The sequence below is a fragment of the Aquirufa ecclesiirivi genome (assembly GCF_011250515.1).
In the GTDB taxonomy this organism is placed as follows: Bacteria; Bacteroidota; Bacteroidia; order Cytophagales; family Spirosomataceae; genus Aquirufa; species Aquirufa ecclesiirivi.
In genome coordinates this window covers 367,259-392,438 of record NZ_JAANOP010000001.1, presented here as the reverse complement: position 1 = coordinate 392,438, position 25,180 = coordinate 367,259, and the positions used below count along the sequence as shown (strand labels likewise).

Genomic DNA, 25,180 nt, shown 5'->3' with positions numbered 1-25,180 from the left:
TAAAAATCACATGCGTTTGTATAAAGAAAATATAAAATTAAGCTTGGAAACGATATCCAATTCCATTTTCAGTCACAATATGAATGGGGCGGTTGGGATTATCTTCAATTTTCTTTCTTAAAGCCCCCACATAAACCCGTAAATATTGAGTCTCCAATTGAGCGCCTACACCCCAGATTTCCTTTAGAATTTGTTGGTGCGTTAAAACTCTCCCTTCATTTTTTGCGAAGAAAACGAATAAATTAAACTCCGTTTGGGTTAGCTTGACAATTTGGTCTTTTTTCAAAAGCACACGCGCATTTAAATCCAATTGCAAGTCTTGAAATGTCCAATTTGTTTTCAAAATATCCGTGGTATTTCTACGAATGGCTGATCGAATTCTAGCTAATAATTCTCCCGTTCGAAATGGTTTAGATAAATAATCCATTGCCCCTGCATCCAAGGCTTTCACGATATCCAATTCCGAATTTTGAACCGATAACATAATAATGGATTTCGTATACCAATCCTTCAGTTGAACCAACACTTCTTGGCCATGCATGTCAGGTAAACCCAAATCCAATACAATCACATCGGGTAAATAACTAGCTGCCAAGGCCAGGCCCTCTTTTCCAGAAAATGCTTGAATAACTTGATAATCATGGCTTTCCAGTACGATTTTAAGAAGCTTTTGAATAGCCATTTCATCATCAATTAATAACACAACATGCTTATTCATTTTTCAAATAATTTACATAAGAGGTCTTAGCTGGAATTCGAATGATAAATTCACATCCAGGATCTAAATTTCTTAACTTGATTGTTCCTCCACTGGCCTCAACATAGCCTTTCACAATGGATAAGCCTAGACCTGTCCCACCCGGAATAGTATGTGGGAGCCGATAAAATTTATCAAATACCAAGGGAATTAAGTCTTTAGGAAATCCTGGTCCCTCATCTGAAATTTTAATTTCAAGCTGCTCATTCTCCAAGCCTATTCGTAGAAAAATTGGCACAGGATTCGCCGTATACTGTAAGGCATTTCTCAACAAATTTCCTGCGATTTGATCCATAATCCCTACATCCAAAAGAAAAAGAGGCAAGTCGTTTACCACTTCTAATGCTATTTTTCTATGTTGGGCATCTAAAGAAAACTTATTGATTAATTGATGACCCCATTCTGTCATATCTACCCAATCCAAGGATAGTTTTAAATTCCCAGATTCAAGGCGACTCATATTTAATAAGTTTTCTACCTGTTGGTTTAACCGTAGACTAGCTGTTTCAATGCCATGAAATAACTCCGCCTTTTGCTCTAAGGAAAGTATTTTATCTTCGTCTTTTAAGGTATCCACCGTTCCCAATATTGTAGCGATGGGTGTTCTTAATTCATGAGAAAGCGAATTCAATAATGTATTATATAATCCTATTGTTAATTCCTTTTCCTCCTTATCGCGCGCTTTTGCTTCAGCTTGACGGATTTTAACGGTTAATAATCCATTGACCAAAGCGATAAAAAAATACAGTAAAAACAACAATAGGTCTTCTGAGTACGTAATATGAAAAGTAAAGCGAGGGGGAATAAACCAAAAATTCCAAATTAATGCACTTAAAGTAGCTGCCACTAATACAGGAACTACATCAAAAAACATGGCAATTAATGAGGTGACCATCAATAGCACTAAGGCTATTGCTCGATAACCCATGAAATGGGTTGAAAAAAAACACAAAATCGCCGTAAAAAAAACCACTCCTACGGCAATAAAAATCTGGTTGCTATGGCTAAACTTCATAGCAACAAAGCTAGATATTTACACATAAAGATGATATAAAAATTTACGCACCAAATAGCTCAAAAATGCCCTTCATTGAGTTCAAATATTGTCCAAATTTTAATAAAACTACCGAGGAATTTTTTCTTCAAATTGCTTAAATCTTTTCTTGATATCTTGTCGCAATTTCTGTTTGAGTAAAGGCTCTTTGATAAAGCTATAATCGATACTATTCAATACCATTTGCTTGATATCGGAATAACTGAAAAATGGATAGGACTTTGCCAACAAGACATATTGCTCGGTTAAACAACTCCGCAAAACGCCCGCATCATCGGTACTTAATAACAGTGGAACTTGAAAATCCCGATAGAGCTTGATAGGATGTTTATCTTCTTTTATTTTTAATATGAAGCGATTGGAAACCAGATTTATTTCTACCGGAATTTTTTGGTGGCTCATATAGCGTAATAGTTCATAGCTATTCTTCTCATAAGGCATATCCACACCATGTCCTATCCGATGCGCTTTAGCCGTATAAACAGCATCACCTATATGCCAAGTTAAATTTTCTGGAACGACTTGCCCCAAAGCCAATTCTCCTGCATGCAAAGAATACTTCACCTTAGGGAATTTCTGATGGCAAAACTGAAACATCAACATGTGCAATCGGTAATCTTTCATGGACGTTTCTCCATGTTCTGGTGCCACCATATTTACTCCAACGATTAAGTTATTGGTATTAGCGGACATAAAGCTGATGACAATGTCCTTAAATAAATCTACTGGATTCTTAAATCTCAACACATATTTTTGATACCGCATGGTAAAACGTTCATCGTCTATTTTTAGACTATCATGCAAATGCTGGATGAAACTATTATTCCAAATAACTGCTTCGTTCATTGCCTCTTTTTGCATCAATTTTGCATATAATTTCTCTAAGGAATTCATTACAGCCTCCTGGTTTGACTGATTGACTAAACTGCGTAAATCGGAATCAAAAGAAGATAAATCCTGAATAGAAACATGTGAATAAACAGGAGAAAACATGGTTTCAATGTAGCTGACATTTTCAGCTAATGCGCGGTTTTTAAGCTCCAACATACCAGGAGCATACTCCTCATTAAGAACGGGCAAATATTTATCAAAAGACTCAAAAAACAATTGATCGGATGGATAAAATGCAGGATCATAATCCTTCACTGACCATCGACGAATTATATCATTTTTCATTCCATCCAAACGGCCCTCAGAGGCTAAGCTCGACAAGCGTTTCCAAATCCCTTTGTTTGTTGGATTTTTGGCCATGGCCATCGTTTCCATGTTCAAATAATAATCCAATTGTATCGCTTTTTCTATTAAATGTTCCGCATAAATGGAGCCACTAAAATGATGATGCAAATCGCCCCCCTTTGGCATTTGAGCCATAAAAGCCGTCAGTTCTGCTTCATTATTTCTAATTTTTTGAAAATAGTGAGCCGCCTTTTCCTCTTGTGACCAGAGTCCCCATGGTAACAAATTAAAAAAAGCTAGAGCTAGGATATATTTCATGATTTTTTGTTGATTCTTGATAGGTATTTAAAATTACAGGTAATTGAATACATTTGAACTAGAAATGAATTGAAAAAATGATCTTCATTGTTTAAAAATTACCCGACATGAACCCAGCTATTCAAGCATATAATCAGAACCTTCCTTTACAAGAGTCCGAAATAGGTGATTTCTTAGCGCAATATATTTCAGAACATCTTCCAGAAGCAACCTGTAAAATTTGGCATGCTATTCCAGTCTGGTTTATCCATGATAACCCCATTGTAGGCTATAGTTCCCTAAAAAGGGGAATTCAACTATTATTTTGGAGTGGCTTATCTTTTGAGGAAAATCAATTGGAAGTAGTGGGTAAGTTTAAAGCGGCTGGTATCTATTTCAACAACGTTCAAGATATCCCCATACAAGACCTCAATCGTTGGCTTCAAAAATCAAAAACGATACAGTGGGACTATAAAAATATCGTCAAACGAAAAGGGAAATTAGAAAAGCTAGAAATCAATCCTGCCTCCTAACAAAAAACAAATTTTGCTGGGTCTGGACAATTTTGAGCATAAAAAGCTAGGTCTCTTTGTGAGCAAACGCCTGGGTAATCTCCCACAAAACCTTGTAAATCACGAATTAATTGAAAATGCAGATGAGGGGGCCAACCGCCATTTTCAAAAGAATTACCGAAATGAGCCATTAATTGACCTTGGCGCATTTCCAGTCCAGGAGATAACCCCATCAAATCTTGACTAGAAAGGTGTCCGTATAAACTATAAATCCTTTCCCCTCGGATTTCATGAGCTAATATGATCGTAGGGCCATAGTTTCCCGACCCTTCATTTACCTGAAAACTATGGATGATGCCATCCATCGGAACAAACACTTCCGTGCCAGCCTCCGCCCAAATATCTATTCCTAAATGAATATTTCGATAATCTTGTTGGCCCGTAGCAAAATTCTCATGCGTTTCATACATCTTCCGATGCTCTAAATAACCCCCAATACCATACCTTTTCGAGCCCATCGAATCCTGAATGAACCGACTAAATTTGGCTATATCTTGATAAATTTCTGACTTAAAATTTGGGTTTTGGACACTTAAATCTAAGTTCTGAGTGGTAGAATCAGAAAGTGGGGGAATAAATAAATCTTGAATCATGTAATTGATTTTAACTGAGATAAGAGATAAATCATTTAGATAGATTGCAAGAGCTGTTCCATTTTAGACATCAGCTCACCTACTCCTAAACTCGCCCATAAAATAAACAAGCCCAATAGGGTTTTTATCAAATTATTGATACCAAAACCAGTCAGGCGATGAATGAATGCCTGAATTGGTGGATAGTATACCAAAGAAAGTAGAATAATAAAACCTCCAAATACGGGGTCATTTCCTGAAAAAACATTGACTAAACCTATGAGCGTAAATACTATGCCAATGACCCAATGGACAGTTGTTCCGAATTTCGATGAATTTTTCATGTATTTCTATTTAAACAAAATGAAAGCTAATAACCTTGGCCATTTTCCCTAAAATAAGCGCTTAATTTCCTATTGCCAAAATTGTTCGATGATTCGTATCTCCCTTATATCTTGGATTTATAAACTCACTACATCGTGCGTATAAAAGGACTCATAAAATTTTGATTCTAACAGGGTTATATACAAAGATGACTCAAAAACGGTAAATTGCTTTTCATATTATGAAAAGAAGACGTATGCTAGGCTTTCTAGGAATATTAACAAGCATCTCAGTAGGTTCTTGGATTGCTTTCAATAAATCGGTATTAGGTTCTAATCCTAAAGGGAAAAGGCTGCAACGCATAAAAAAATCTCCAAATTATAAAGACGGCGAATTTCAAAATTTATCCTATACGCCCACATTTGCCGAAGAAAATAATAAAATAGGTTCTATGTTTCGGGTAATGACGAGTAAAAACATCCGAACAAAACCAAGTGTTGCTCTGCCAACCGTAAAAACTGATTTGAAACAAATTAGTCCAAATACCGACTATATGATTTGGTTCGGACACTCCTCCTATTTACTCCAAATAGAAGGAAAAACCATCTTAATCGATCCCGTTTTAAGCGGTTATGCGGCCCCTTTTTCATGGTTAAATGCATCATTTAAAGGAACCGATCCTTATACGGCCGAAAGCTTACCCGATATCGATTATTTATTCATCAGCCATGATCATTATGACCATTTGGACTATGAAACAATTAAAAAAATCCAAAGTAAAGTCAAGCAAGTCGTTTGTGGACTAGGTGTTGGAGAGCATTTGGAATATTGGGGCTTTTCACCTGACATCATTCACGAATTAGATTGGAATGAATCCATTGAATTGGAAAATGATTGGAAATTAACAGCTACTACGGCTCGTCATTTTTCAGGTAGAGGTATACAGAGAAATAAAACCCTCTGGGTCTCTTTTGTTTTAAAAACAAGCCAACATAATCTTTTTCTCGGCGGAGATAGTGGCTATGACAGCCATTTTAAGGCCATTGGAGATCAGCATGGTCCATTTGATTTGGCCCTCTTAGAACAAGGTCAATATAATACAGCATGGAAATACATACACCTGATGCCTGAGGAAATATTTACTGTTGCCCAAGAATTACAGGCTAAAAGAATCTTTGCTGGGCACAACTCCAAATTTAAATTAAGTATTCATCCTTGGGACGAACCTTTACAATTACTCTGGGAAAATAGTAAAAAGCAGAATATCCCCGTAATTACTCCCAAAATTGGCGAGCTGGTAGATTTGAAAGAAGAAAATCCCACTTTCTCTGCTTGGTGGGAAGGAATTGTATAAAGTCATATTACCGTTTAATTGAATAAATCGGCCATTGAGCAAAAAATAGTATGACTAGTTAGGCGTAACGTAGTTATTGCCCTGCGAAGCATAAGCAACAAAACCCCAGGGCCTTGAGCCCATTTGGAAGCTATCATCTTGAACATTTCCTTTCAGAACCCCATTTACCTCTGTTACCATGAAAAGCGAGATCCTACAAAACTTGAACAATCCAGAACAACTGGAAAAATTATACCGATCCAATTCCGCCTTATTTAAAAATGAATTCAATGCCTTGTGGCCGGAATACCCTGAAGAGACGAGTTTACAATGTTGGAATCAGCGCTTAAATTATGCGGCAGAACCTCTCACGCTAGGCACCAAAAACGAATTAGTATTGATCGCTCTGTTAGGTATTTGCGCCGCTCTAATTTCTCAGATTCCTAATTTATTCGGAGTAGATCAAGATACTTTTTTCCAAAGAAATATATCCTTTGTGGTTTTCCCTTTTTTGAGCGCCTATTTCATTTGGAAACAACAAGTCCCCATTTTTAAAATCATGCTCCCCCTAGGTATTTGCCTCTTTTCTGTGGTTTATATCAACCTCCTTCCCCGAACATCTCCATCTGATTCCATCTTATTAGCATGTATTCATGTCCCGCTGGTTTTGTGGTCCATTTGGGCTTATACGTATGTGGGAGAAGGGCTTATTTCCAACACACAAAAAAGAATTGAATTTTTGAGATTACATGGTGATTTATTAGTGATGTGTGCCATCATTTTGCTTTCAGGAGGATTATTCACAGCCATTTCCTTGGGGCTATTTGAAATAATTGGTTTGGATATCAAAGAGTTTTATGGAAAATATGTCATCGTCAGTGGTCTTTCTGCCACTCCCATTTTGGGCAATTATTTGATCCAAAAAAACCCAGCTTTAGTCAAAAATGTTTCTCCGATTATCGCCAAAATCTTTACCCCAGTGGTATTTGTGTTCTTGCTGATATATTTAATTGCCATGGTGTATACAGGAAAGAACCCCTATACGAATCGTGAATTTTTATTCATCTTCAATGGTCTTCTGTTGGGTGTGATGGCACTCATTTTATTTTCTGTAGCAGAGACTGAAAAAAATGAAAATCCCCGCTACCAAAATGGGCTATTATTAGGTTTATCTGCCTTAACCATCGTGGTCAATGGCATTGCGCTTTCCGCCATTAGTTTCCGCATCATCGAATGGGGAATTACACCGAATAGAATTGCGGTTTTAGGTAGTAATTTGTTAATTTTTATTCACTTGCTGCTCGTAGCAAACTCTTTACGGAAAACAAGTCAAGGAAAATCTGATTTCACTCTAGTGACTAAAAGTATTGCCCAATATCTCCCCATTTACTCCATTTGGGCAGCCATTGTTTGTTTTATTTTCCCACTTATTTTTCAGTTTAAATAAGTAAGGATTCATAAAAAAGGGCGTCTGTTAAGATGCCCTTTTTTGTTTCTCTATAAATACTTTTTGTTTATTGGTACTTAGCAGGATCTAAGCGGAAAAAACGAACTGCATTATTGAAAAATATATCTCTTTTCTGTTCAAAAGAAAGGTAATTGGCATTTTCAATGACTCCCAAGGATGTCTCCAACAATTTTGGCCAAACCATTAAATCTGTACCATACATGATTCGTTTCCCAAAACCGGCTTGTACCAATCTTCTTAAATAAAGATGTATTTCTTCCAAAGGATAGCTCCAAATCATACCGGCTAAATCCACATATACATGGGAATTGGCGCCCATCAAGGCAATCATTTCATCAATCATCGGATAGCCTGCATGCATCACCCAAACTTTCAGTTTAGGATGTCTGGCGAGTAAATCTTCCAACAATAAGGGATTCCCCATGGATGCTCGGTATTTGGGAGAAGTCAAATTAGCCATCCCATTTCCTCCTGTTCCCATGTGAATGGCAACGGGAACATTCAATCGCTCAGCCACCTCAAAATACTTATCCACCGATGGGTCGCTAGGCGATAATCCTTGGTATTGTAAACCCACTTCCCCAACCACTTTATAAAAACCCGTTTTCAAGGAATCTTCAAAAGCTTGTACACTTATACCGCTTGCTGAATTAAAACCGATAGAAGGAATAACCCGATCAGGAGCTGCTGCTTTTTTCCAATTACGAATTACTTGAGGATCTCCCGAAGCCACTATGGTCATGTTCAGGCGCTTCATCGTTTGCATTAACTCATCTTGAAATTCTTGATCAGATTTGGCAGCCTTCAACATGATGGCTCCATCCGCACTTAAAAATTTAGGCGTCGGTTCATTCGGATCTGTTCCCGGCATGTTGCTTAAAAACCAAGGCGACATATCTGAGGCAAAATTGGCATTGACTTTCATGGCATGCACGTGCACATCGATGATGGGTAAATGCTTGGCAGAAGCTGTTTGTGCTTGGCTATTTTGAGCCATTAATACAACACAAACTAGCGTAAATAATACAGTTTTTTTCATGTGTTTAATTTTTAAAAAGTAATGGAGCAAATTCAACTAAATTATGACGCCAAGTGATAAAGGTATGACCCGCGTCGTAGGTATTTGTTTGGTATTTGATGCCATATTTATCAAACACGGCATTCACGCCCAAACCGTTTTTGTAGGCAATATCCCTTTCGCCTCCCATGGCAATCCAAAATAGTTTTAAGCGATTAATTTCTGGGTTTTTCAATTGTTGAACGTATTTCTCTTCCAACATTTTCAGTTGAGCTGGGAAATATCCTGTACTTAAAGGCAATACATAACCAAATTTCTCAGGAGCAAAAAGCGCCATATTTAGCGCTTGCAATCCACCCATGGAAAGACCCGCATAAGCTGTATGATTTCGGTCAGTCAGAACAGTATATTTTTCATTCACCAAAGGCATGATTTCCTCAAACATTTGTTTGTAATAAGGATCTTCCTCAATCCCTGGATTCATATAAAAACCTGAACTGGGATGTCCCATGGGCATGACCACCACCATGGCTTGGCATTTACCTGCAGCCAGCAGGTTATCCATAATAAAATTTGCCCGACCAGCCGTTGACCAAGATGCATCATTATCGCCTCCTCCATGCTGTAAATACAAAACAGGTAGTTTTGCTTTCATCTTCTCATAACCTGGCGGAGTATAGACATGGAAACGTGTAGGCTTACCCGTTACCTTAGACTGAAACCAGACTTTCTCTAGCTTCCCATGTGGTACCGCTTGAATAGCAGCATAAGCCGATTCCTTGCCTTTGATTTCCATCATATTGGAATAGCCATTTTCTCCTTCTTTCAAAAAAGTATTCTTAGGATCCAACGTTTTCACTCCATCTACCGTAAAATCGTAGGTATAAAAATCAGGCGAAATGGCTTCCGATGTAGTGTAAGACCAAACACCTAGCTCATTTTTACTCAAATTTTTAGGTCCAAACTCTTTCGAAAAATCACCTGAAACAATCACTTGACTTGCCTTAGGTGCATAAATCCTAAAAATAACTTGTCCAGAGGCTAAAGCTTCTACCGACTTAAGCGTGTCATTGGGCGTTGGCGCTGGCCTCGAAGGTTGAGCCAAAATAGGTAGGCCGCATATGAGCAAACCTAAACTTAGTATCCATTTCTTCATGGTAACATGATGTTTCATTTGGTATTTTTCCGATATTTTTCTTTACAATAATCTTATATTGTATCTATTTGCTACAATATAAGAATCCTCATGGAATTATTTCTCCCGACTTATCTTAATTTGATGAATGGCGAAACGATTATCTAAAGAATTTACAAAATAACTCATTAGAAACCAGTTAATTCATGCTTTTAGACCATATAGCCCATTCATATGTCAAACAAATTCCCCAAAAAACAAGTAATAGCAAGTCTATTAACTGTTTTGTCTTTTACCAATATCCTTGCTCAGCAGAAAACAGCTCAACCTAATTTAGGTAGCCGAAACGTAGAAATCCTACGCATTCAAAATCTGTCTTTCAAAGACCTGAATAAAAACAAAAAGCTAGATGTCTACGAGGATTGGCGATTACCTATTTCGGAGAGAATAAAGGATTTAGTTTCGCAAATGACCTTAGAAGAAAAGGTGGGTTTTATGTTGATTAGCACCACACGTATGGGTGGCGACAATGTCTTTGGAGGAGCACCAGCCGCAGGACCAGCTACACCCATCAACGATGGTTTCAATGAAGAAGATCTGATTCAAAATACCAATATGTTTACCCGAAAGCCCCTAAGTGCGCCAAATATGGCAGCGGCTGGAACCACCAAAGGGGTACGTCAACTTCACTTGCGGCACTTTATTTTAAGAGCTAATGCCGCGCCTGAAATCATGGCAAAATGGGCCAACAATCTCCAAGCCTTGTGTGAGGATACACGACTAGGAATACCAGCCATTGTGGCTTCTAATCCAAGAAATCATGTAACCACCGATGCATCTGTAGGTTTAAGTGTAGGAGTAACCGCATTTTCAAAATGGCCTGGGGAATTAGGTTTGGCTGCCATGAGAGACTTTACCTTGACGCGTCAATTTGCAGAGATTGCTTCCAAAGAATGGCGAGCTGTAGGTCTGAGAAAAGGCTATATGTACATGGCCGACTTAGCCACGGAACCACGCTGGCAGCGTGTAGAAGGCACCTTTGGTGAGGATGCTGATTTAACCTCGCGCATGATTCAAGAAATCATTGTAGGTTTTCAAGGTAAAAAATTAGGGGCTCAATCCGTGGCCATGACCACCAAACACTTCCCTGGAGGCGGCCCTCAAGTAGATGGACAAGATTCTCATTTTGATTGGGGAAAATTTGCCCATTATCCTGGAGGCATGTTTGATTACCATGTAAAGCCATTTAAAGCGGCCATTGCAGCAGGTACTTCAGCGATCATGCCCTACTATTCTGCCCCTAAAGGTAAAGAGTTTGAGGAAGTAGGTTTCTCATTTAATAAAGCGATGATCAACGATTTACTTCAAGAGAAATTGGGCTTTCATGGCATCATCAATTCGGATACTGGGCCTATTGAAATGATGCCTTGGGGAGTAGAAAATTTGAGTATAACAGAACGCTACCAAAAAGCTTTAAATGCCGGCGTGGATGTATTTTCAGGAGCAGCGAATCCCAGCACTTTACTAGAAACAGTAAAGAAAGGGATGGTATCTGAAGAAAGAATCAATCAGTCGGTAACCAAATTATTGAAAGAAAAATTTGAACTCGGTTTATTTGAAAACCCATATGTAGATGTAGAAGAAGCCAAACAAATTATTGGAAATAAAGCCTCCACTGATTTGGCCAATATAGCCTTGCGTAAATCCATTGTTTTACTTCGAAATGAGGAACAAATTTTACCCATTAAAAAGAAGACCAAGGTATACTTTGAAACCTATTTCAATACAGGAAGAAATGCTGATATCATCAAAGTGGCTAAACCACAATATCCCGATGTGGAATTTGTATCCAATAAGGACGAAGCCGATGTTATTTTAGTTTGGTTAATACCCAATGGTGGAGGATTATTCAGTTCTCAAGGCACCAAAATCGATTTGAGATTATCGGCTAATCGAATCGATGTAAATCATGTTAATGAATTAATCAACAGCAAGCCGACCATTGTGGCAATCAATTATACGAATCCCTGGGTCATCGAAGAAATTGACAAAGGGAAAACAAAATCCATTCTGGCTACTTTTGGTACTACGCAAGAAGCCTTATTGGACATTGTGACAGGCAAATACAATCCTACTGGAAAAATGCCATTTACTACTCCGATCAACATGAAAGCGGTAGAGGAAAATAAATCGGATGTTCCTGGCTACATGGAAGGACCCAATTACGGATTATTCCCATTTGGGCATGGATTATCGTATAAATAAAATAGAGAAGGGCTCAATGGCCCTTTTTACTTTTCTTCAAAATAATCAACAGCGCTTACTCCTGCTGTAATATCAGCACCTACTTGGATATGAGCTTGGTGTTCTTTTGATTTGGCATAGGTGTCCATGTCCTCCAAACTATTGAATGTAAAGACATAAACATGCTGTTTTATGGATTGGTCTTTTTGATTAACAGCCACTCCCCATTCATAGGCCTGAACTACTTTCAATTTTTTCAATGACATAAAAGAACGGTCTACTTCTTGAATTTGAGCCTCTGTGGCATTGGAACTAAATGTAATTGTAACCACATGTTTCAAGGGTTTTTGTTTAATCTGTGCAAAAGCGGAAACACAACTAATTATAAAAAAAAAGGTGTAAATAGATCTCATATATAAGGGTTTAATGCACGAAAATAATGTTAGGTGTTGGAATAGAGTATCTTACTCGACCTATTCTTGAATTTTATCGACCAGAACATAATCTACTTAGAGTAATAAAAAAATATTTTACATTTATCAAAAAATAACCGAGCTATGAGCCCCAAAGTAGATGCATTTCTGGTAAAACTAGACAAATGGCAAGCGGAATTGAGCTTATTAAGAAGTTTGCTATTGGAGATGGGCTTAGAAGAAGATTTGAAATGGAGCTCTCCCTGCTATTCACATGAAAAATCGAATTTAGTTATACTACAAGGTTTCAAAGAATACTTTGCTATCATGTTTTTTAAGGGTGTTCTCCTAACAGATACTGGCAAAATATTTAGTAAACCTGGTGAAAATACGCAGTCGAGCCGACAAATTCGATTCACCCATTTGGATGATATCCTTTCTAAAGAAACCTTGATAAAAGCTTATATTCAAGAAGCGATTGAAGTAGAAAAATCAGGGGCTAAAGTGCCCTTAAAAAAAATTGAGGAATATGCGGTTCCGGAGGAGTTTCAACGAGCCTTGGAAGAGGATGAAGCTCTAAAAACAGCATTTGCAAGATTAACTCCAGGTAGACAAAGAATGTATTTGACGCATTTTGCCGAAGCAAAACAAGAGGCTACTCGAATAGCACGAATAGAAAAAAACAAAAATCGCATCCTGATGGGCAAAGGACTAGGTGATTGCATTTGTGGACTTTCCCAAAAAATGCCTACTTGTGATGGTTCGCATAAACATGCGAGGTAAAATTCATCGAATCAAATTCCGCCGATATTCTTTAGGACTAACTCCCATTTTATTCTTAAAAAATCGGGTAAAATGTGGCGCATAAGTAAAGCCTAATTGATCAGAAATTTCACTAATATTTTTCTCAAAATCATGCAATAATTCTTTCGCCTGATTGATCATCATTTGATGCATAATTTCAATTGGCGTTTGTTGTGTTTCTTTCTTAATAATATCTCCTAAATAATTAGCCGATAAATGCAATTTATCCGCAAAATAATTGACCGTTGGTAATCCATAATCAGCTGATTTACTGGATATTAAAAATTCACGCACCAAATTTGAAAATTTATCAGAAATGAGTTGATGCAGGGGCTGTCTACTGGTGAATTGCCTTTGATAATATCGACTACAATAATCTAATAATAACTCGATATTGGTTACAATTAATTTCTTATTTAAATGGTCTAATTCAGGATTAATTTCTCGATTAATTTTAGCCAAAATTTCCACTACATTTTTCCTTTCTTCTTCGTCTACATGTAAGGCTTCATTATGTTCATAAGAAAAAAAGGAATATGCATGAATTTGCTTCTGTAACGAAGTTCCTCGAATTAATTCTTCATCAAATACCAGACATAAACCTTGGGGTACAGTCATGCTTCCTACTTTGTCTACTTTATAAATCTGATTGGGAGCAAAAAACAAGAGCGTGCCTGCATCGTAGTCATATTGGCTAATGCCGTATTTCAAATCACCACAATGTATATCTTTCAACATGATGCAATAAAATCCCATGCGCATCCATTCGCGGCATTTTGGACTAGATTTCGAAAAATCGATGATGCTTATCCATGGATTTATGGTAGAATGCTCATTGTACTTATTAAATGAATCCACCGAGTCCAAATTCCTGATGGCAATTTCTGTATCCTTGATCTTTTCTTCCATAAGGTTAAAATGGTAAGCATTTCCGTAAAATGTATAATCCTCTACCTAAGAAAATGGGCTAATTTTACAATTTAAAGCAAATTTAATAGAAATGAAAAAAGCAGGTATATATCTGATCTGTTTATTCTTGACACCATCCCTACATACTTTTTCTCAAGAGTTACAACATCAAAAAACTACCCAAATTAATGGTTCCGTTGGGATCACGAACAATGGTATTTCAATTGTCCCTTCCTTTTCTTTGGAAAGGCCTGCTACAGTATTTAATATGTCTATTTCCAAAGGAAGGTTCAGTTTTGATCCAGAAATGGCTTTTTCATTGGATGCTAAACCCTGGTATTCCCTATTTTGGTTTCGATATAAGCTAAGCCCTAATCAATCAAAATTCAATATGAACGTGGGAACACATTTGGGTCTCAATTATGTAAGTATGCCCATTCCTAGCACGAAAGATTCTCTACAAATTCAAAAAACAGATCGATATTTTGTGTTAGAATTATTTCCTCGTTACCAAGTATCTAAGCATCTAAACATGGGTATCTACTTTCTAAGGTCAAATGGTATCAATGCTGGCACATTACATACCCTTCACTTTGTCACCTTATTTACCGACATATCCCAAATTAAACTGAGTAAAAAAGCAACCTTGGGCATTACTCCGCAATTGTACTACCTCAATATCGACGGTCATGATGGCTATTATTTAACCACGGAAATAAGTCTCGCTTGGCAAAATTTTCCCATCATTTTTAAATCTACCATGAACAAAACCTTTGAATCCCAAGTAGAAGGATCCAAGCCCTTTTTATGGAACATCAAACTAGTATATCCGTTAAAAGGGGGTAAAATAAGCCCCTAATTTCATTTTAGTAAAAAAATATAGACCTTTGTATTTCTCTTTAATTCATCCCCATGAAATTTAAAACCACGCTCTTGCTAGTGTTCCTAGTAGGTGTTAACCATTTATTCGCTCAAACGGATACGACCAAAGTACCTTCTTTTTTTTCTGGTCAAATTACCGCCACCAATAATGGCGTGTCTTTAATACCCTCTTTTTCTTTAGGTAAACCAGCTGTATTATTTGATTTATCCATTGGTAAAGGTCGCTTGAGCTTTGATCCGATGTTCCGCTTTGGAATGGATGGAAAACCCTGGGCATTTATATTTTGGTGGCGCTATAAAGCTATCCAACAAAAAAACTTTAAAATGAGCGTAGGCGCTCATCCAGCCTTTGTTTTTCGTTCAGAAGAAGCGAATATTAATGGTGTTAATACCAGCTATTTAAAAGCACAACGATTCTTTGCTTGGGAAGCAACTCCAACCCTATCCGTTCACAAAAATATAGCTTTTGGAATTAGTTATTTAGGTTCCACTGGCCTAACAAAAGATGTGACTCAAAGCACGACTTTTGTAGCATTTAAAACTGTTTTCTCCAATCTTTCTTTGCATAAAAACTGGCAAGCAACTATTATTCCTCAGTTTTTCTACCTTAAAATGGATGATTTGGATGGCACTTACATGAGTGGTTCATTGGTCCTTTCTAAGAAAAAAAGTCCTTTTACTTTAACGACTATTTTTAGCAAAAAACTTCGTTCTGCTTTAGCGGGTGATGACTTGCTTTGGAGCGTCGGATTAAACTATAATTTTAATCACCAGTTTAGACGAATTAACTAAGCATAATCATAAAAAAATCAGCACAACTAAGGATGTGCTGATTGAAATTTTCTGATTCTTTACTTACGATAACTGATCCCCAAAAGGCTGCTTGTACAATCGCTTACCTGTTGCCTTGTAAATTGCATTTGCCATGGCTCCAAAAATAGGTGGGAAAGGCGGCTCTCCTAGGCCTGTTGGATCCGTTTCGCTGGCCACAAAATGCACATCGATTTTCTTTGGTGCCTCATTGTGACGAATCATGCGATACGTATCAAAATTCTTTTGATCTGTCCGGCCATCAGTTAAACTTAAGTTGCCAAACAAGGCATTTCCAATACCATCAATAGCCGCACCTTCAGCCATATTTTTGGCTCCTTCTGGGTTCACCACTACTCCACAATCTACGGCAGAAGTTACTTGGTCTACAATGACTTGCCCATCTTTCACTCGAAGGTCAATCACCTGAGCTGCATAGGAATTGTGGCAGAAATAAGCCGACACTCCACGCTTTTTATTAGCATTCTCTGGCTTTCCCCATCCTGATTTATCGCGTACTAACTCCAACACACCCATGTAGCGAGCCGCATCATAATCATTGTTTTTCCCTACAGGATTGTCTTTGGCTCTTTGCAATAATTCCAAACGGAATGCGATTGGATCCTTGCCCATATACTCGGAAACCTCATCTAAAAACGACTGCTCAGCCGCTGCATTGAAGTTCGAGCGAGGTGCACGAAATGCACCAATGGTAATGTTGGAAGGAATCGACCAGCTTTCAGCCATATAATTATCTAATGCCCCCGCCGGAAAACGATTCGCGTGTAAAGGCGATTCAGGAATACCTCCACCCTTAATGTGCATCGCTGTTAAACGCTTATTTTCATCAAAGGCCGCGCGATAGGTCAATTGGTACGTAGGGCGATAAATACCTCCGCTCACATCGTCTTCTCGACTGTAAACCAATTTAATTGGAGCATTGGCTTGTTTGGAAATCAAAGCAGCCTCTACCATGTAATGTCCATATGCCCTACGACCAAATCCTCCACCCATTCGAGCCAACTGTATCTCCACGTTTTCTTTAGGTATCCCCAAACGCGTTGCAATGGTATTGGCAATAAAATCTGGCCCCTGGATTGGTGCCACAAACCTCACTTTATTTCCTTGAAAATGTGCAAAAGTGTTCGTCGGCTCCATGATATTATGAGCCAAAAAAGGTGCAGTATAGGTACGTTCAATCACATGCTTTGCTACCTCAAAAGCCTTCTCTGGTTCACCATCCTTGCGCTCCACGCGGCCTGGTTTTTTGTCCATGGCCAACATATCTGCATAGTGTTTAGACGTACTTTCCAAGCCTCCAGGAACAACAGTCTCTCGGTTATTTATAATCTCCTTGGTATCTGGTGCATTTTCCCAAACCACATTCAGCTTTTTGCGGGCATTCATCACATCCCAAGTGGTTTTACCCACCACCGCTATGACCTCATTGAAGGAACGTGTATCAAACATGGCCAATTTTTGAGTGGGCTCATAAACCTGAATGGTAAATACATCCACAATACCTGGCATTTTTTTGGCTGCTGTAGCATCAAAGGATTTCAAACGCATACCAAAAGCAGGTGGACGTTCAGTCATGGCGATGAGCATTCCCGCCTCTTTATAATCCATACCAAACAAAGGTTGTCCATGAACAATTTTAGGTCCTTCCACATTTTTCTGTGGAGTACCCAAAAGTCTAAATCCTTTATTCGCTTTTAAAACGATGTCCTTAGGTACCGGTAATTTGGATGCCGCAGTAGCGAAAGATCCATAAGTTCCTGATTTACCACTTGCCGCATGTTTTACTTGGCCTTTGGATGTTGTCAATTCAGAAACAGGCACATTCCAAGCTTGACTAGCTGCCGTCAAAATCATTTGTCGGGCCGATGCCCCTGCCGTACGTAAAAGCTTCCAAGCCGAGCGGATCGACTGACTACCTCCCGTAAATTGACGGTTGAAAAGTGCCGGATTATAACTGGCTTGTTCTACGACAATGCTTTTAAAATCAACATCCAATTCCTCCGCAATCAACATGGGCATGGAAGTCATTACATTTTGTCCAAACTCTGGGTTAGGTGAAAAAATCTTAATCACATTTTCTGGAGTGATTTTAATATAACTAGTCAACTCTTGCCAAATGGGTTCAACATTCAATGCTGCCAAATTTTCTTCTGGTTTTGCACTAGCCAACCAAGAGATTCCTAACATAAATCCACCACCCGAAAGCGAAGAAACTTTCAAGAACGAGCGTCTGCTATATGTGTTATCTGTCTTTTTCATATTATTTCTTGGCTGCTGCTTGTTGAATGGCTTTTTTAATACGCGTATAAGTTCCACAGCGGCAAATATTCCCTGACATAAAATTGTCGATATCTTCCTCGCTAGGATTAGGATTGCTTTTTAATAAAGCAGCCGCACTCATGATTTGACCAGATTGGCAATAACCACACTGCACTACGTCAACATCCAACCATGCCTTTTGAACTGGATGATCTCCCTTTTCAGCAAGTCCTTCAATGGTCGTGATATTCTGATTGGCCAATGCTGAAATAGGCAATTGACATGAACGTACTGCGATACCATTTAAATGTACCGTACACGCTCCACAGGAACCTACCCCACATCCATACTTGGTTCCCTTTAAGTCTAATACATCTCGAAGTACCCACAATAGCGGCATGTTTTCATCTGCCTCTACCGTGTGGGATTTCTTGTTAATCCGTAAGGTGAATTTCTTTATCATGGTTTGATATTTATAAAAAGGTGTACAAATGTATTCAATTAGGCGGTGTAAAAAATACACCACTGAAACAATTTAATGTTCTATATTCCTTGTTCCCAACCACTTAACCATGGCTGGGTCTCGGTGATCAAAAAAGCAGCTCGTTTTGGTATCCAATGTCTGAATCATTTCCATTTCTCCTTCTGTCAAACTGAAATCAAAAATTTGAAAATTCTCTTCCATGCGATTTCGATTAACGGTTTTTGGAATAACGACTATTCCCCGTTGAATCAGCCAACGCAAAATAATCTGGGCGATGGATTTCCCATGAGCTTGAGCCATGGCCGCTAGTAGCGGATTTTCAAACATCCCATTTTTTCCTTCGGCAAATGGTCCCCAAGATTGCATTTGAATTTGATGCTCTTGCAGAAATTGTTGATTCGCAATTTGCTGCTGAAATGGATGCGTTTCAACTTGATTGATAGCCGGAACAACCGCCGTATGATTCAGTAAATCTGCAATCCGATCGGGCTGAAAATTACTGACTCCAATCGCACGGATTCGCCCCTCATGGTACAACTTTTCCATGGCACGCCATTCTCCAAATACATCGCCATAAGGCTGATGAATTAAGTATAAATCGAGGTAATCAAGCTGCAGTTTTTGCATGGATTTTTCAAAGGCTGCTAAAGTACCTTCATATCCATTTCCTTGAATCCAAAGTTTGGTGGTGATAAAAAGGTCTTGTCGGGCTACACCAGAAGATTTAATGGCCAAACCCACCGCTGCTTCGTTTCCATAAGATGCGGCAGTATCAATGGAACGATAACCCAAATCCAAGGCTTCGCTGACACATTTTTCACAAGCGAATGCATCGGCGATTTGGAATACTCCAAAACCCAAGATGGGCATTTTCACTCCATTATTTAATTCAACATACTCCATATAAAATACTTAGTTCAGATGGCGGTATTGCAAAGGGGTGTTTCCTACATGTTGCTTAAATACCCGAGTAAAATGTTGAGGATATTTGAACCCTAAATCATGGGCTATTTCATTAATGGATTTTTCGCCATCAAAAATACGCTCTTTGGCGATATCAATGAGCTTGTTTTGAATCAAATCCTTAACTGATTTTCCTGTTTCTTTTTTAATTAAATCCCCAAAATAGTTTGGAGAAAGGTGTAATTCATCCGCAAAATATGCCACAGAAGGTAAACCCAAATTTTGAGGCTTTTCCGACAAGAAATACGTATTTAACAACTCTTCAAACTTGGCTAAAACACCTAGATTGACATGTTCTCTGGAAATAAATTGGCGGTCATAAAAGCGCTCGCAATAATTCAAAAACAATTCAATATTGGCAGTAATCAATTTTTTGCTATGCTTATCTATGGTTTGATTTAATTCAAATTCAATCTTGGACAGACAATCCAATACAACTTGTCTTTCCGCATCCGAAATGTGCAATGCTTCGTTGGATTGATAACTAAAAAAATGATACATCGGTAATGCTTTGGCAAGAGCCGTTCCATGAATTAAATCAGGGTGAAAAACCAGTCCATAACCTTTAGGCTGGTAAGGTTCTGAGGGGGGCTCAAATTCAGAAACTTGACCTGGAGCAAAAAAAACTAAGGTTCCGGCTTGGTAATCATAGGTATGTCGACCGTACACAATATCACCACATTTGACATCTTTCAAATAAATACAATATAAACCGTATTGAAATTTGACACGATTTACGGATTGGCCCCAATCGCGTACACTTGCCTTAGAAAAATCAATAACACTCACTAAAGGGTGGAGTGTGGTATGATTATTCGCTGCATTGTACTCACTAATTTGATTAAGGGCTACTACTTTTTCCATGAGTTTCAAATTTTGTTCCAAATGTAATTATTTCACTTGTAGCTGATTCCACAAATTAGTAGAATGAGTAAAAATGGTAGAAAATAGAGTAGTTTATCTACCTAGGTAAAAAATATTAATTAGACATTTGTTTAAAATCGTAGCTCCTAAATCACATGAAATCGACTATCCTAACTTTCGTTTTTGCCTTATTTTTCATTCAGATGGGTGTGGCGCAACAAAGTAGTGAAGAGCAAACTCTAATTAAACTTTCCCATGATAAATGGCAATGGATGTCTGACAAAGATGTCACTAAATTAGACGCCTTATTTGATGCTAAATCCAAATTTGTTCACATGAGTGGTACCTGGAAAAAAGAGGAAGAACTTGATATCATCAAAACAGGTAGAATTTGGTATAAAAAAGCTACTGTTAAAGAAACAGCCGTTGAACTTTTTGGTAATACTGCCATTGTATGGAATCGGATAACTTTAGATGCGGTAGTGAGAGAGCAAGTTGCCGTAACTGAATTTACAGTAACAGAAGTTTATCAAAAAAATGGTCAAGGTTGGAAACTGCTAGCATTGACATTTAGTAGTGTTCGGGAAACGCATCAAATCAAACAATAAGTTCATTTACCCCTTAATTTTAAATCAAATATCATGAAAAACACCCTGTTTTCTTTACTATTAATCCTAACCGCTAGTATAGGAATGTTGGCTCAAAATTCTGCTGCCAAACAAGAGATTATCCAACTATCCAAAGACAAATGGCAATGGATGGCGGATAAAGATGCCAATAAATTGAGTCAACTTTTCCATGAAAAATCTGTTTTTGTTCACATGGGTGGAAGCTGGGGAAAAGATAGAGAGGTGAACATCATTAAAGACGGGATGATACATTATAAAAAAGCTGATATACATTCTGTGTCGGTAAATATCATTGATTCCACTGCCATTTTATTGAACCGAATAACTTTACTAGCTGCAGTTGGAGGAAATGAAGTGACCAATCCTTTTGAAGTAACAGAAGTATATGTGAAACAAAACGGTGCTTGGAAATTAGGGTCTCTTTCCTTCACTAAGCTGAATACCACGAATTAAACTTTCACTATTCTGATTTGAACAATCTAGAAATAGCCGAGCTGTTACATGCATTTCTTAAAAATAAAGGTTTGAATTAAGCGTTACTCACCAGATTACATTACCTTGGATTCTTAAGAATTCACCCAATTTTTATCATGAAAAAACTAAACCGTAGATCCTTTATACAATCTGCCGCTTTAAGTGGTGGTGGGTTCATGTTAAGTTTTAGCTATTTTTCCAGTTTTGCCTCTTCCGGAAATACCTCGAAAGCTGGTTCAGGAACGCTACATGAAATAAACGGTTTTGTAAAAATCACCTCAGACAATATCATCCAAATCATGTCACCCAATCCAGAAGGTGGTCAAGGGGTAAAAACCTCCATGCCCATGATTGTAGCGGAAGAGTTGGATGTAGATTGGAAACAGGTGCAAGTGATTCAAGCGGATTTAGATACCAAACATTTTACAAGACAATACATCGGAGGTAGTCAAGCTATTCATCAAGGATGGATGCCTCTCCGACAAGCGGGTGCTACGGCCCGTAGGATGCTAATGGAAGCCGCAGCCAAACAATGGCAAATACCCGTAGAAGAAATAAGTACTTCTCTTGGTATTTTACATCATAAAAAAAGTGGTAAATCTGCCAAATATGGAGATTTCGCTGGTCTTGCTGCCCAAATCAATATTCCTCAAAATACACCCTTAAAATCGGTCAAAGATTTTTCCATCATAGGGAAATCCAAACCAAATGTAGACTTACAAAAGATTGTCACTGGTCAGCCTGTATTTGGTATTGATACCCAAGTAAAAGGCATGCTCTATGCCATGATTGTTCATCCTCCTGCCTTCGGTTTGGAATTAAAATCGATCATCAATGACTCCTCTGTACGAAAAATGAGAGGCATCAAGGATATTTTCCCCATCCAGGTTTTTAAAGATGGCTATGAAAAGTCCTTTTTTGATACCCTTAGTTTTAACCAAGTTGTGGCCATTGTAGGGAATTCTACTTGGGAAGTTATGCAAGCCAAAAAAGCCTTGCAAGTGGAATGGCAGGAAACTAAAGGCTATACTCAAAACAGAAATATGCTAGGCCGCAAAACGGTCGAAAATATTCCGGCTGGACTAGAAAATACGAGCCAACATATCGCACAAATGGCGGCTAAAAAAGAACAAATTGCCACGGTCAGACGAAAAGATGGAGATGTAGAGGCGGCCTTTAAACAGGCAACAAAAATCATAGAAAAAACCTATTATGGGCCTTATTTAGCCCATAATTGCATGGAGCCCATGAACTTTTTTGCGGATGTCAAAGCTGATTCTGCGAATTTATCTGGGCCACTTCAAAAACCTGAATTAACCGAACAATCTTTATCTGCTCGAATAGGTTTACCTCTGGATAAAATCAATGTCAAAATGACTCGTTTAGGCGGGGGATTTGGCAAACGCTCTTATGCGCATTGGATGATAGAAGCTGCGCTCATTTCTCAAAAAGTGCAAGCCCCCGTTAAATTACAATATACCCGAGAAGACGATATGACTTCTGGAGTATATCGTTCTACCTATTCCGCTACTTACAAGGCTGGATTAGATGCACAAAATAACCTGATTGCTTTCCATGTAAAAGCAGGAGGAATTCCCGAATCGCCACTATATCCTAACCGCTTTCCAGCGGGTGCCGTAGATCATTATTTAGCCGAAGAATGGACGATAGATTCCAATATTACCGTAGGTTCTTTCCGAGCACCACGCTCCAATTTTATGGCGGCAGCCGAACAATCCTTTTTGGATGAAGTAGCCGAGCTAGCAGGAAAAGATCCCATCGATTTTCGTTTGGAATTACTCCAGCGAGCAGCCGAAAAACCGGTTGGCAAAAACAATGAATACGAGCCTGAAAGATATGCAGGAGTATTGAAATTAGTCCAAGAAAAATCAGATTGGAAAAACATTAAATCCACCAAGAAAGTAGGCGTTTCTGCCTATTTCTGCCATGATTCCTATGCTGCCAATGTCATAGAATTGGAAATGAAAGATGGAATGCCTGTCATTCAGAAAGTTCATTCTGCCATCGATTGTGGGATTGTTATAAATCCAACTGGGGCCAGGAATATGGTGGAAGGAGGCGTAGTGGATGGAATTGGTACAGCTCTATTTGGAAAAATGATAATAGAACAAGGTGTACCACAACATAAAAACTTGGATACCTACCGCATGATACGCATGAATGAGGCTCCCAAAGCCATGAATATCCATTTTGTGAACAATGAAATAGATCCTAGCGGTATGGGAGAACCAGCTTATCCACCTGTCTTTGCTGCATTAGCCAATGCCTTGTATAAGGCCACCGGAAAACGTCATTATACCCAACCCTTTATTGACAATTTATAGGTCTTTAAATATCGTATTTAATTAGAGTTAATAACTGTTTTGGATATATTCCATTAATTTACGAACGAAATTTAATAGAATAATTTCAAATCGTTTCGATAATAGAAAATATCCATTTTCTATTCCCAATCAACCCAAATTTTGACATTTTGAATATGTAAAGGTTTCTTCAATTGGCGAAAATACAAGTTACTTGAAGGTTACTACTAATTCAATTTTGGTTACAAATGCATACCATGATTATGTAGTTTTGGGGAAAAAATTAACATGAAAAAAATATTGATTTTTGGGCTATGCTATTTAATGGCCTCTTATAATGCCCTTGCACAGAGCAAGGAAATAATCTATGTGAATGCAAACTTAGGAAAAGATGACGCTGCAGGATCTAGAATGGCTCCTTTAAAATCTTTGACAGAGGCTGCAAGACGTGTTAATAAATTAATGGGTAAAGGAAGCATACAAGTACTATTATCAGAAGGAACCTATGGACTTGAAGAAACCGCAGCATTTAATCCAGTACAGTGGGAGTTTTCAAAACAAGATCGTTTAGAAATTCGTGCGGAGATCTTACCTGATAGTTCAGCTTGGGAACCCAATAAAATGCCCATAATAGTCTCAACAATGACATTTAAACTAGAACGTGATGAGAAGAAAGTAATTACTGGCGGTTCAAACTATGGTATTTTAATCGAAAGCAGTCATGCTACAATTCAAGGACTTCGTATTTTAGGTGAACCTGTTCATGAGAAACCTAGAACAGGTGTACTTGTTAGAAATTATCCAATCGTTTGGGAAGGTAAAAACTTGAGTGATTTGCGAGTTACGCAATGCCTATTTCTAGGTAATCAATTCGCATTACCTAACCACCTAGGTATATTAGCAAATGGAAAACAATTAGAAGTTGACCATTGTGTCTTTTATGGTGTGAAGGATGCGGTGGTCATGTGGAATTCACCAGCTGAACAATCAAGTATGCATCATAATTTGATTTTGAATAGCTATGGTGCAGCCGTTTGGACATGGTCTACAACACCAGACTTCAAATTTTACAACAATGTCATGAGTGGAATCAATGTCTTGTGGGTGTTAGAGAAAGAAGCAAAAAATGCCTACAAAATTCAGAATTCCATGGTCATTGGCTATAATCAATTAGTGAATCAAGGTGGAGGCCCACAAGATTTTGGTACACCAGCAGATCCAAAGAAATTGATGTATAGTTCTGATTTTGTCCTTCAAAAAACAGGCGGTTTATCTATCGAGGAAGACCAAACAAGTCGTTATTATTTACAATTAAAACCTGGAACTTTAGGTACTTCTTATGGCGCAGGGTTATTTTATAAATCATCAAATGAGAAATAGGGGTTTTATTGCCG

Annotated in this window: 24 protein-coding genes; 11 read left to right on the top strand and 13 right to left on the bottom strand. The window is 38.2% G+C overall.

Features of this window, described 5'->3' with window-relative positions:
- Positions 1-37 precede the first annotated feature (37 nt).
- From G9H65_RS01595 to G9H65_RS01585, 3 genes are all read right to left on the bottom strand, one after another.
- On the bottom strand, positions 38-718 hold the full coding sequence (locus tag G9H65_RS01595) for a response regulator (protein ID WP_166373604.1): 681 nt from the start codon (positions 716-718) through the stop codon (positions 38-40).
- Complete coding sequence (locus tag G9H65_RS01590; protein ID WP_166373603.1) at positions 711-1,772, bottom strand: sensor histidine kinase; 1,062 nt, start codon at positions 1,770-1,772, stop codon at positions 711-713. The genes G9H65_RS01595 and G9H65_RS01590 overlap by 8 nt, the downstream gene beginning before the upstream one ends.
- A gap of 108 nt (positions 1,773-1,880) precedes the next feature.
- Positions 1,881-3,305, bottom strand: a complete 1,425-nt coding sequence (locus G9H65_RS01585) for an amidohydrolase family protein (RefSeq protein ID WP_166373602.1) — start codon at positions 3,303-3,305, stop codon at positions 1,881-1,883.
- Between the two features lie 107 nt (positions 3,306-3,412).
- Here G9H65_RS01585 and G9H65_RS01580 point away from each other — a divergent pair, with 107 nt between their 5' ends.
- Complete coding sequence (locus G9H65_RS01580; RefSeq protein WP_166373601.1) at positions 3,413-3,817, top strand: DUF1801 domain-containing protein; 405 nt, start codon at positions 3,413-3,415, stop codon at positions 3,815-3,817.
- On the opposite strand, the gene G9H65_RS01575 is transcribed toward G9H65_RS01580, so the two are convergent.
- Both G9H65_RS01575 and G9H65_RS01570 read right to left on the bottom strand, forming a co-directional pair.
- Positions 3,814-4,449, bottom strand: a complete 636-nt coding sequence (locus G9H65_RS01575) for a peptidoglycan DD-metalloendopeptidase family protein (protein ID WP_166373600.1) — start codon at positions 4,447-4,449, stop codon at positions 3,814-3,816. The genes G9H65_RS01580 and G9H65_RS01575 overlap by 4 nt on opposite strands.
- Positions 4,450-4,484: 35 nt before the next feature.
- Positions 4,485-4,772: a hypothetical protein gene (locus tag G9H65_RS01570; RefSeq protein WP_166373599.1), complete on the bottom strand. Its 288-nt coding sequence runs from the start codon at positions 4,770-4,772 to the stop codon at positions 4,485-4,487.
- A gap of 221 nt (positions 4,773-4,993) precedes the next feature.
- Here G9H65_RS01570 and G9H65_RS01565 point away from each other — a divergent pair, with 221 nt between their 5' ends.
- Both G9H65_RS01565 and G9H65_RS01560 read left to right on the top strand, forming a co-directional pair.
- The gene (locus tag G9H65_RS01565; RefSeq protein ID WP_235927436.1) at positions 4,994-6,106 is read left to right on the top strand and encodes an MBL fold metallo-hydrolase; all 1,113 of its coding nucleotides are present in this window, start codon (positions 4,994-4,996) and stop codon (positions 6,104-6,106) included.
- A gap of 178 nt (positions 6,107-6,284) precedes the next feature.
- Positions 6,285-7,532: a DUF4153 domain-containing protein gene (locus G9H65_RS01560; protein WP_166373598.1), complete on the top strand. Its 1,248-nt coding sequence runs from the start codon at positions 6,285-6,287 to the stop codon at positions 7,530-7,532.
- Positions 7,533-7,599: 67 nt separating this feature from the next.
- Here the strand turns inward: G9H65_RS01560 and G9H65_RS01555 are convergent, their stop codons facing one another.
- Together G9H65_RS01555 and G9H65_RS01550 are read right to left on the bottom strand one after the other, a co-directional pair.
- Positions 7,600-8,592, bottom strand: a complete 993-nt coding sequence (locus G9H65_RS01555; protein ID WP_166373597.1) for an amidohydrolase family protein — start codon at positions 8,590-8,592, stop codon at positions 7,600-7,602.
- Positions 8,593-8,596: 4 nt separating this feature from the next.
- Positions 8,597-9,745, bottom strand: a complete 1,149-nt coding sequence (locus G9H65_RS01550) for an esterase (RefSeq protein WP_235927435.1) — start codon at positions 9,743-9,745, stop codon at positions 8,597-8,599.
- 195 nt (positions 9,746-9,940) lie between these two features.
- Here G9H65_RS01550 and G9H65_RS01545 point away from each other — a divergent pair, with 195 nt between their 5' ends.
- On the top strand, positions 9,941-11,971 hold the full coding sequence (locus tag G9H65_RS01545; protein WP_166373596.1) for a glycoside hydrolase family 3 protein: 2,031 nt from the start codon (positions 9,941-9,943) through the stop codon (positions 11,969-11,971).
- Positions 11,972-11,997: 26 nt separating this feature from the next.
- Here G9H65_RS01545 and G9H65_RS01540 read toward each other — a convergent pair whose 3' ends face one another.
- A complete protein-coding gene (locus tag G9H65_RS01540) occupies positions 11,998-12,363 on the bottom strand; it encodes a Dabb family protein (RefSeq protein ID WP_166373595.1) in 366 nt (121 codons plus the stop codon).
- Between the two features lie 144 nt (positions 12,364-12,507).
- Between G9H65_RS01540 and G9H65_RS01535 the strand changes: the two genes are divergently transcribed.
- On the top strand, positions 12,508-13,146 hold the full coding sequence (locus G9H65_RS01535; protein WP_166373594.1) for a DUF1801 domain-containing protein: 639 nt from the start codon (positions 12,508-12,510) through the stop codon (positions 13,144-13,146).
- A gap of 3 nt (positions 13,147-13,149) precedes the next feature.
- On the opposite strand, the gene G9H65_RS01530 is transcribed toward G9H65_RS01535, so the two are convergent.
- Positions 13,150-14,076 (bottom strand): helix-turn-helix domain-containing protein, encoded by a 927-nt coding sequence (locus G9H65_RS01530; protein WP_166373593.1) that lies wholly within the window; start codon positions 14,074-14,076, stop codon positions 13,150-13,152.
- Between the two features lie 91 nt (positions 14,077-14,167).
- On the opposite strand from G9H65_RS01530, the gene G9H65_RS01525 reads away from it, so the two are divergent.
- Both G9H65_RS01525 and G9H65_RS01520 read left to right on the top strand, forming a co-directional pair.
- Positions 14,168-14,935 (top strand): hypothetical protein, encoded by a 768-nt coding sequence (locus G9H65_RS01525; protein WP_166373592.1) that lies wholly within the window; start codon positions 14,168-14,170, stop codon positions 14,933-14,935.
- Positions 14,936-14,988: 53 nt separating this feature from the next.
- On the top strand, positions 14,989-15,750 hold the full coding sequence (locus G9H65_RS01520) for a hypothetical protein (protein WP_166373591.1): 762 nt from the start codon (positions 14,989-14,991) through the stop codon (positions 15,748-15,750).
- A gap of 63 nt (positions 15,751-15,813) precedes the next feature.
- Here G9H65_RS01520 and G9H65_RS01515 read toward each other — a convergent pair whose 3' ends face one another.
- From G9H65_RS01515 to G9H65_RS01500, 4 genes are all read right to left on the bottom strand, one after another.
- Positions 15,814-18,048: a xanthine dehydrogenase family protein molybdopterin-binding subunit gene (locus G9H65_RS01515; RefSeq protein ID WP_166373590.1), complete on the bottom strand. Its 2,235-nt coding sequence runs from the start codon at positions 18,046-18,048 to the stop codon at positions 15,814-15,816.
- A 1-nt stretch (position 18,049) separates the two neighbouring features.
- The gene (locus tag G9H65_RS01510) at positions 18,050-18,511 is read right to left on the bottom strand and encodes a (2Fe-2S)-binding protein (RefSeq protein WP_166373589.1); all 462 of its coding nucleotides are present in this window, start codon (positions 18,509-18,511) and stop codon (positions 18,050-18,052) included.
- A 72-nt stretch (positions 18,512-18,583) separates the two neighbouring features.
- Complete coding sequence (locus G9H65_RS01505; RefSeq protein WP_166373588.1) at positions 18,584-19,435, bottom strand: aldo/keto reductase; 852 nt, start codon at positions 19,433-19,435, stop codon at positions 18,584-18,586.
- A 9-nt stretch (positions 19,436-19,444) separates the two neighbouring features.
- Entirely contained in the window at positions 19,445-20,359 is a 915-nt protein-coding gene (locus tag G9H65_RS01500) for a helix-turn-helix domain-containing protein (protein ID WP_166373587.1), read from the bottom strand.
- A 155-nt stretch (positions 20,360-20,514) separates the two neighbouring features.
- Here G9H65_RS01500 and G9H65_RS01495 point away from each other — a divergent pair, with 155 nt between their 5' ends.
- The 4 genes from G9H65_RS01495 to G9H65_RS01480 all read left to right on the top strand — a co-directional run bounded on the left by G9H65_RS01495 (position 20,515) and on the right by G9H65_RS01480 (position 25,166).
- Positions 20,515-20,967 carry a nuclear transport factor 2 family protein gene (locus tag G9H65_RS01495; RefSeq protein WP_166373586.1) on the top strand — a complete coding sequence of 151 codons (453 nt, stop codon included), beginning with the start codon at positions 20,515-20,517 and terminating at the stop codon, positions 20,965-20,967.
- Between the two features lie 33 nt (positions 20,968-21,000).
- Positions 21,001-21,441: a nuclear transport factor 2 family protein gene (locus G9H65_RS01490; RefSeq protein WP_166373585.1), complete on the top strand. Its 441-nt coding sequence runs from the start codon at positions 21,001-21,003 to the stop codon at positions 21,439-21,441.
- Between the two features lie 137 nt (positions 21,442-21,578).
- Positions 21,579-23,807, top strand: a complete 2,229-nt coding sequence (locus tag G9H65_RS01485; RefSeq protein ID WP_166373584.1) for a xanthine dehydrogenase family protein molybdopterin-binding subunit — start codon at positions 21,579-21,581, stop codon at positions 23,805-23,807.
- Positions 23,808-24,074: 267 nt separating this feature from the next.
- Positions 24,075-25,166, top strand: coding sequence for a right-handed parallel beta-helix repeat-containing protein (locus G9H65_RS01480; protein ID WP_166373583.1), 1,092 nt, complete (start codon positions 24,075-24,077; stop codon positions 25,164-25,166).
- Positions 25,167-25,180: the final 14 nt, after the last annotated feature.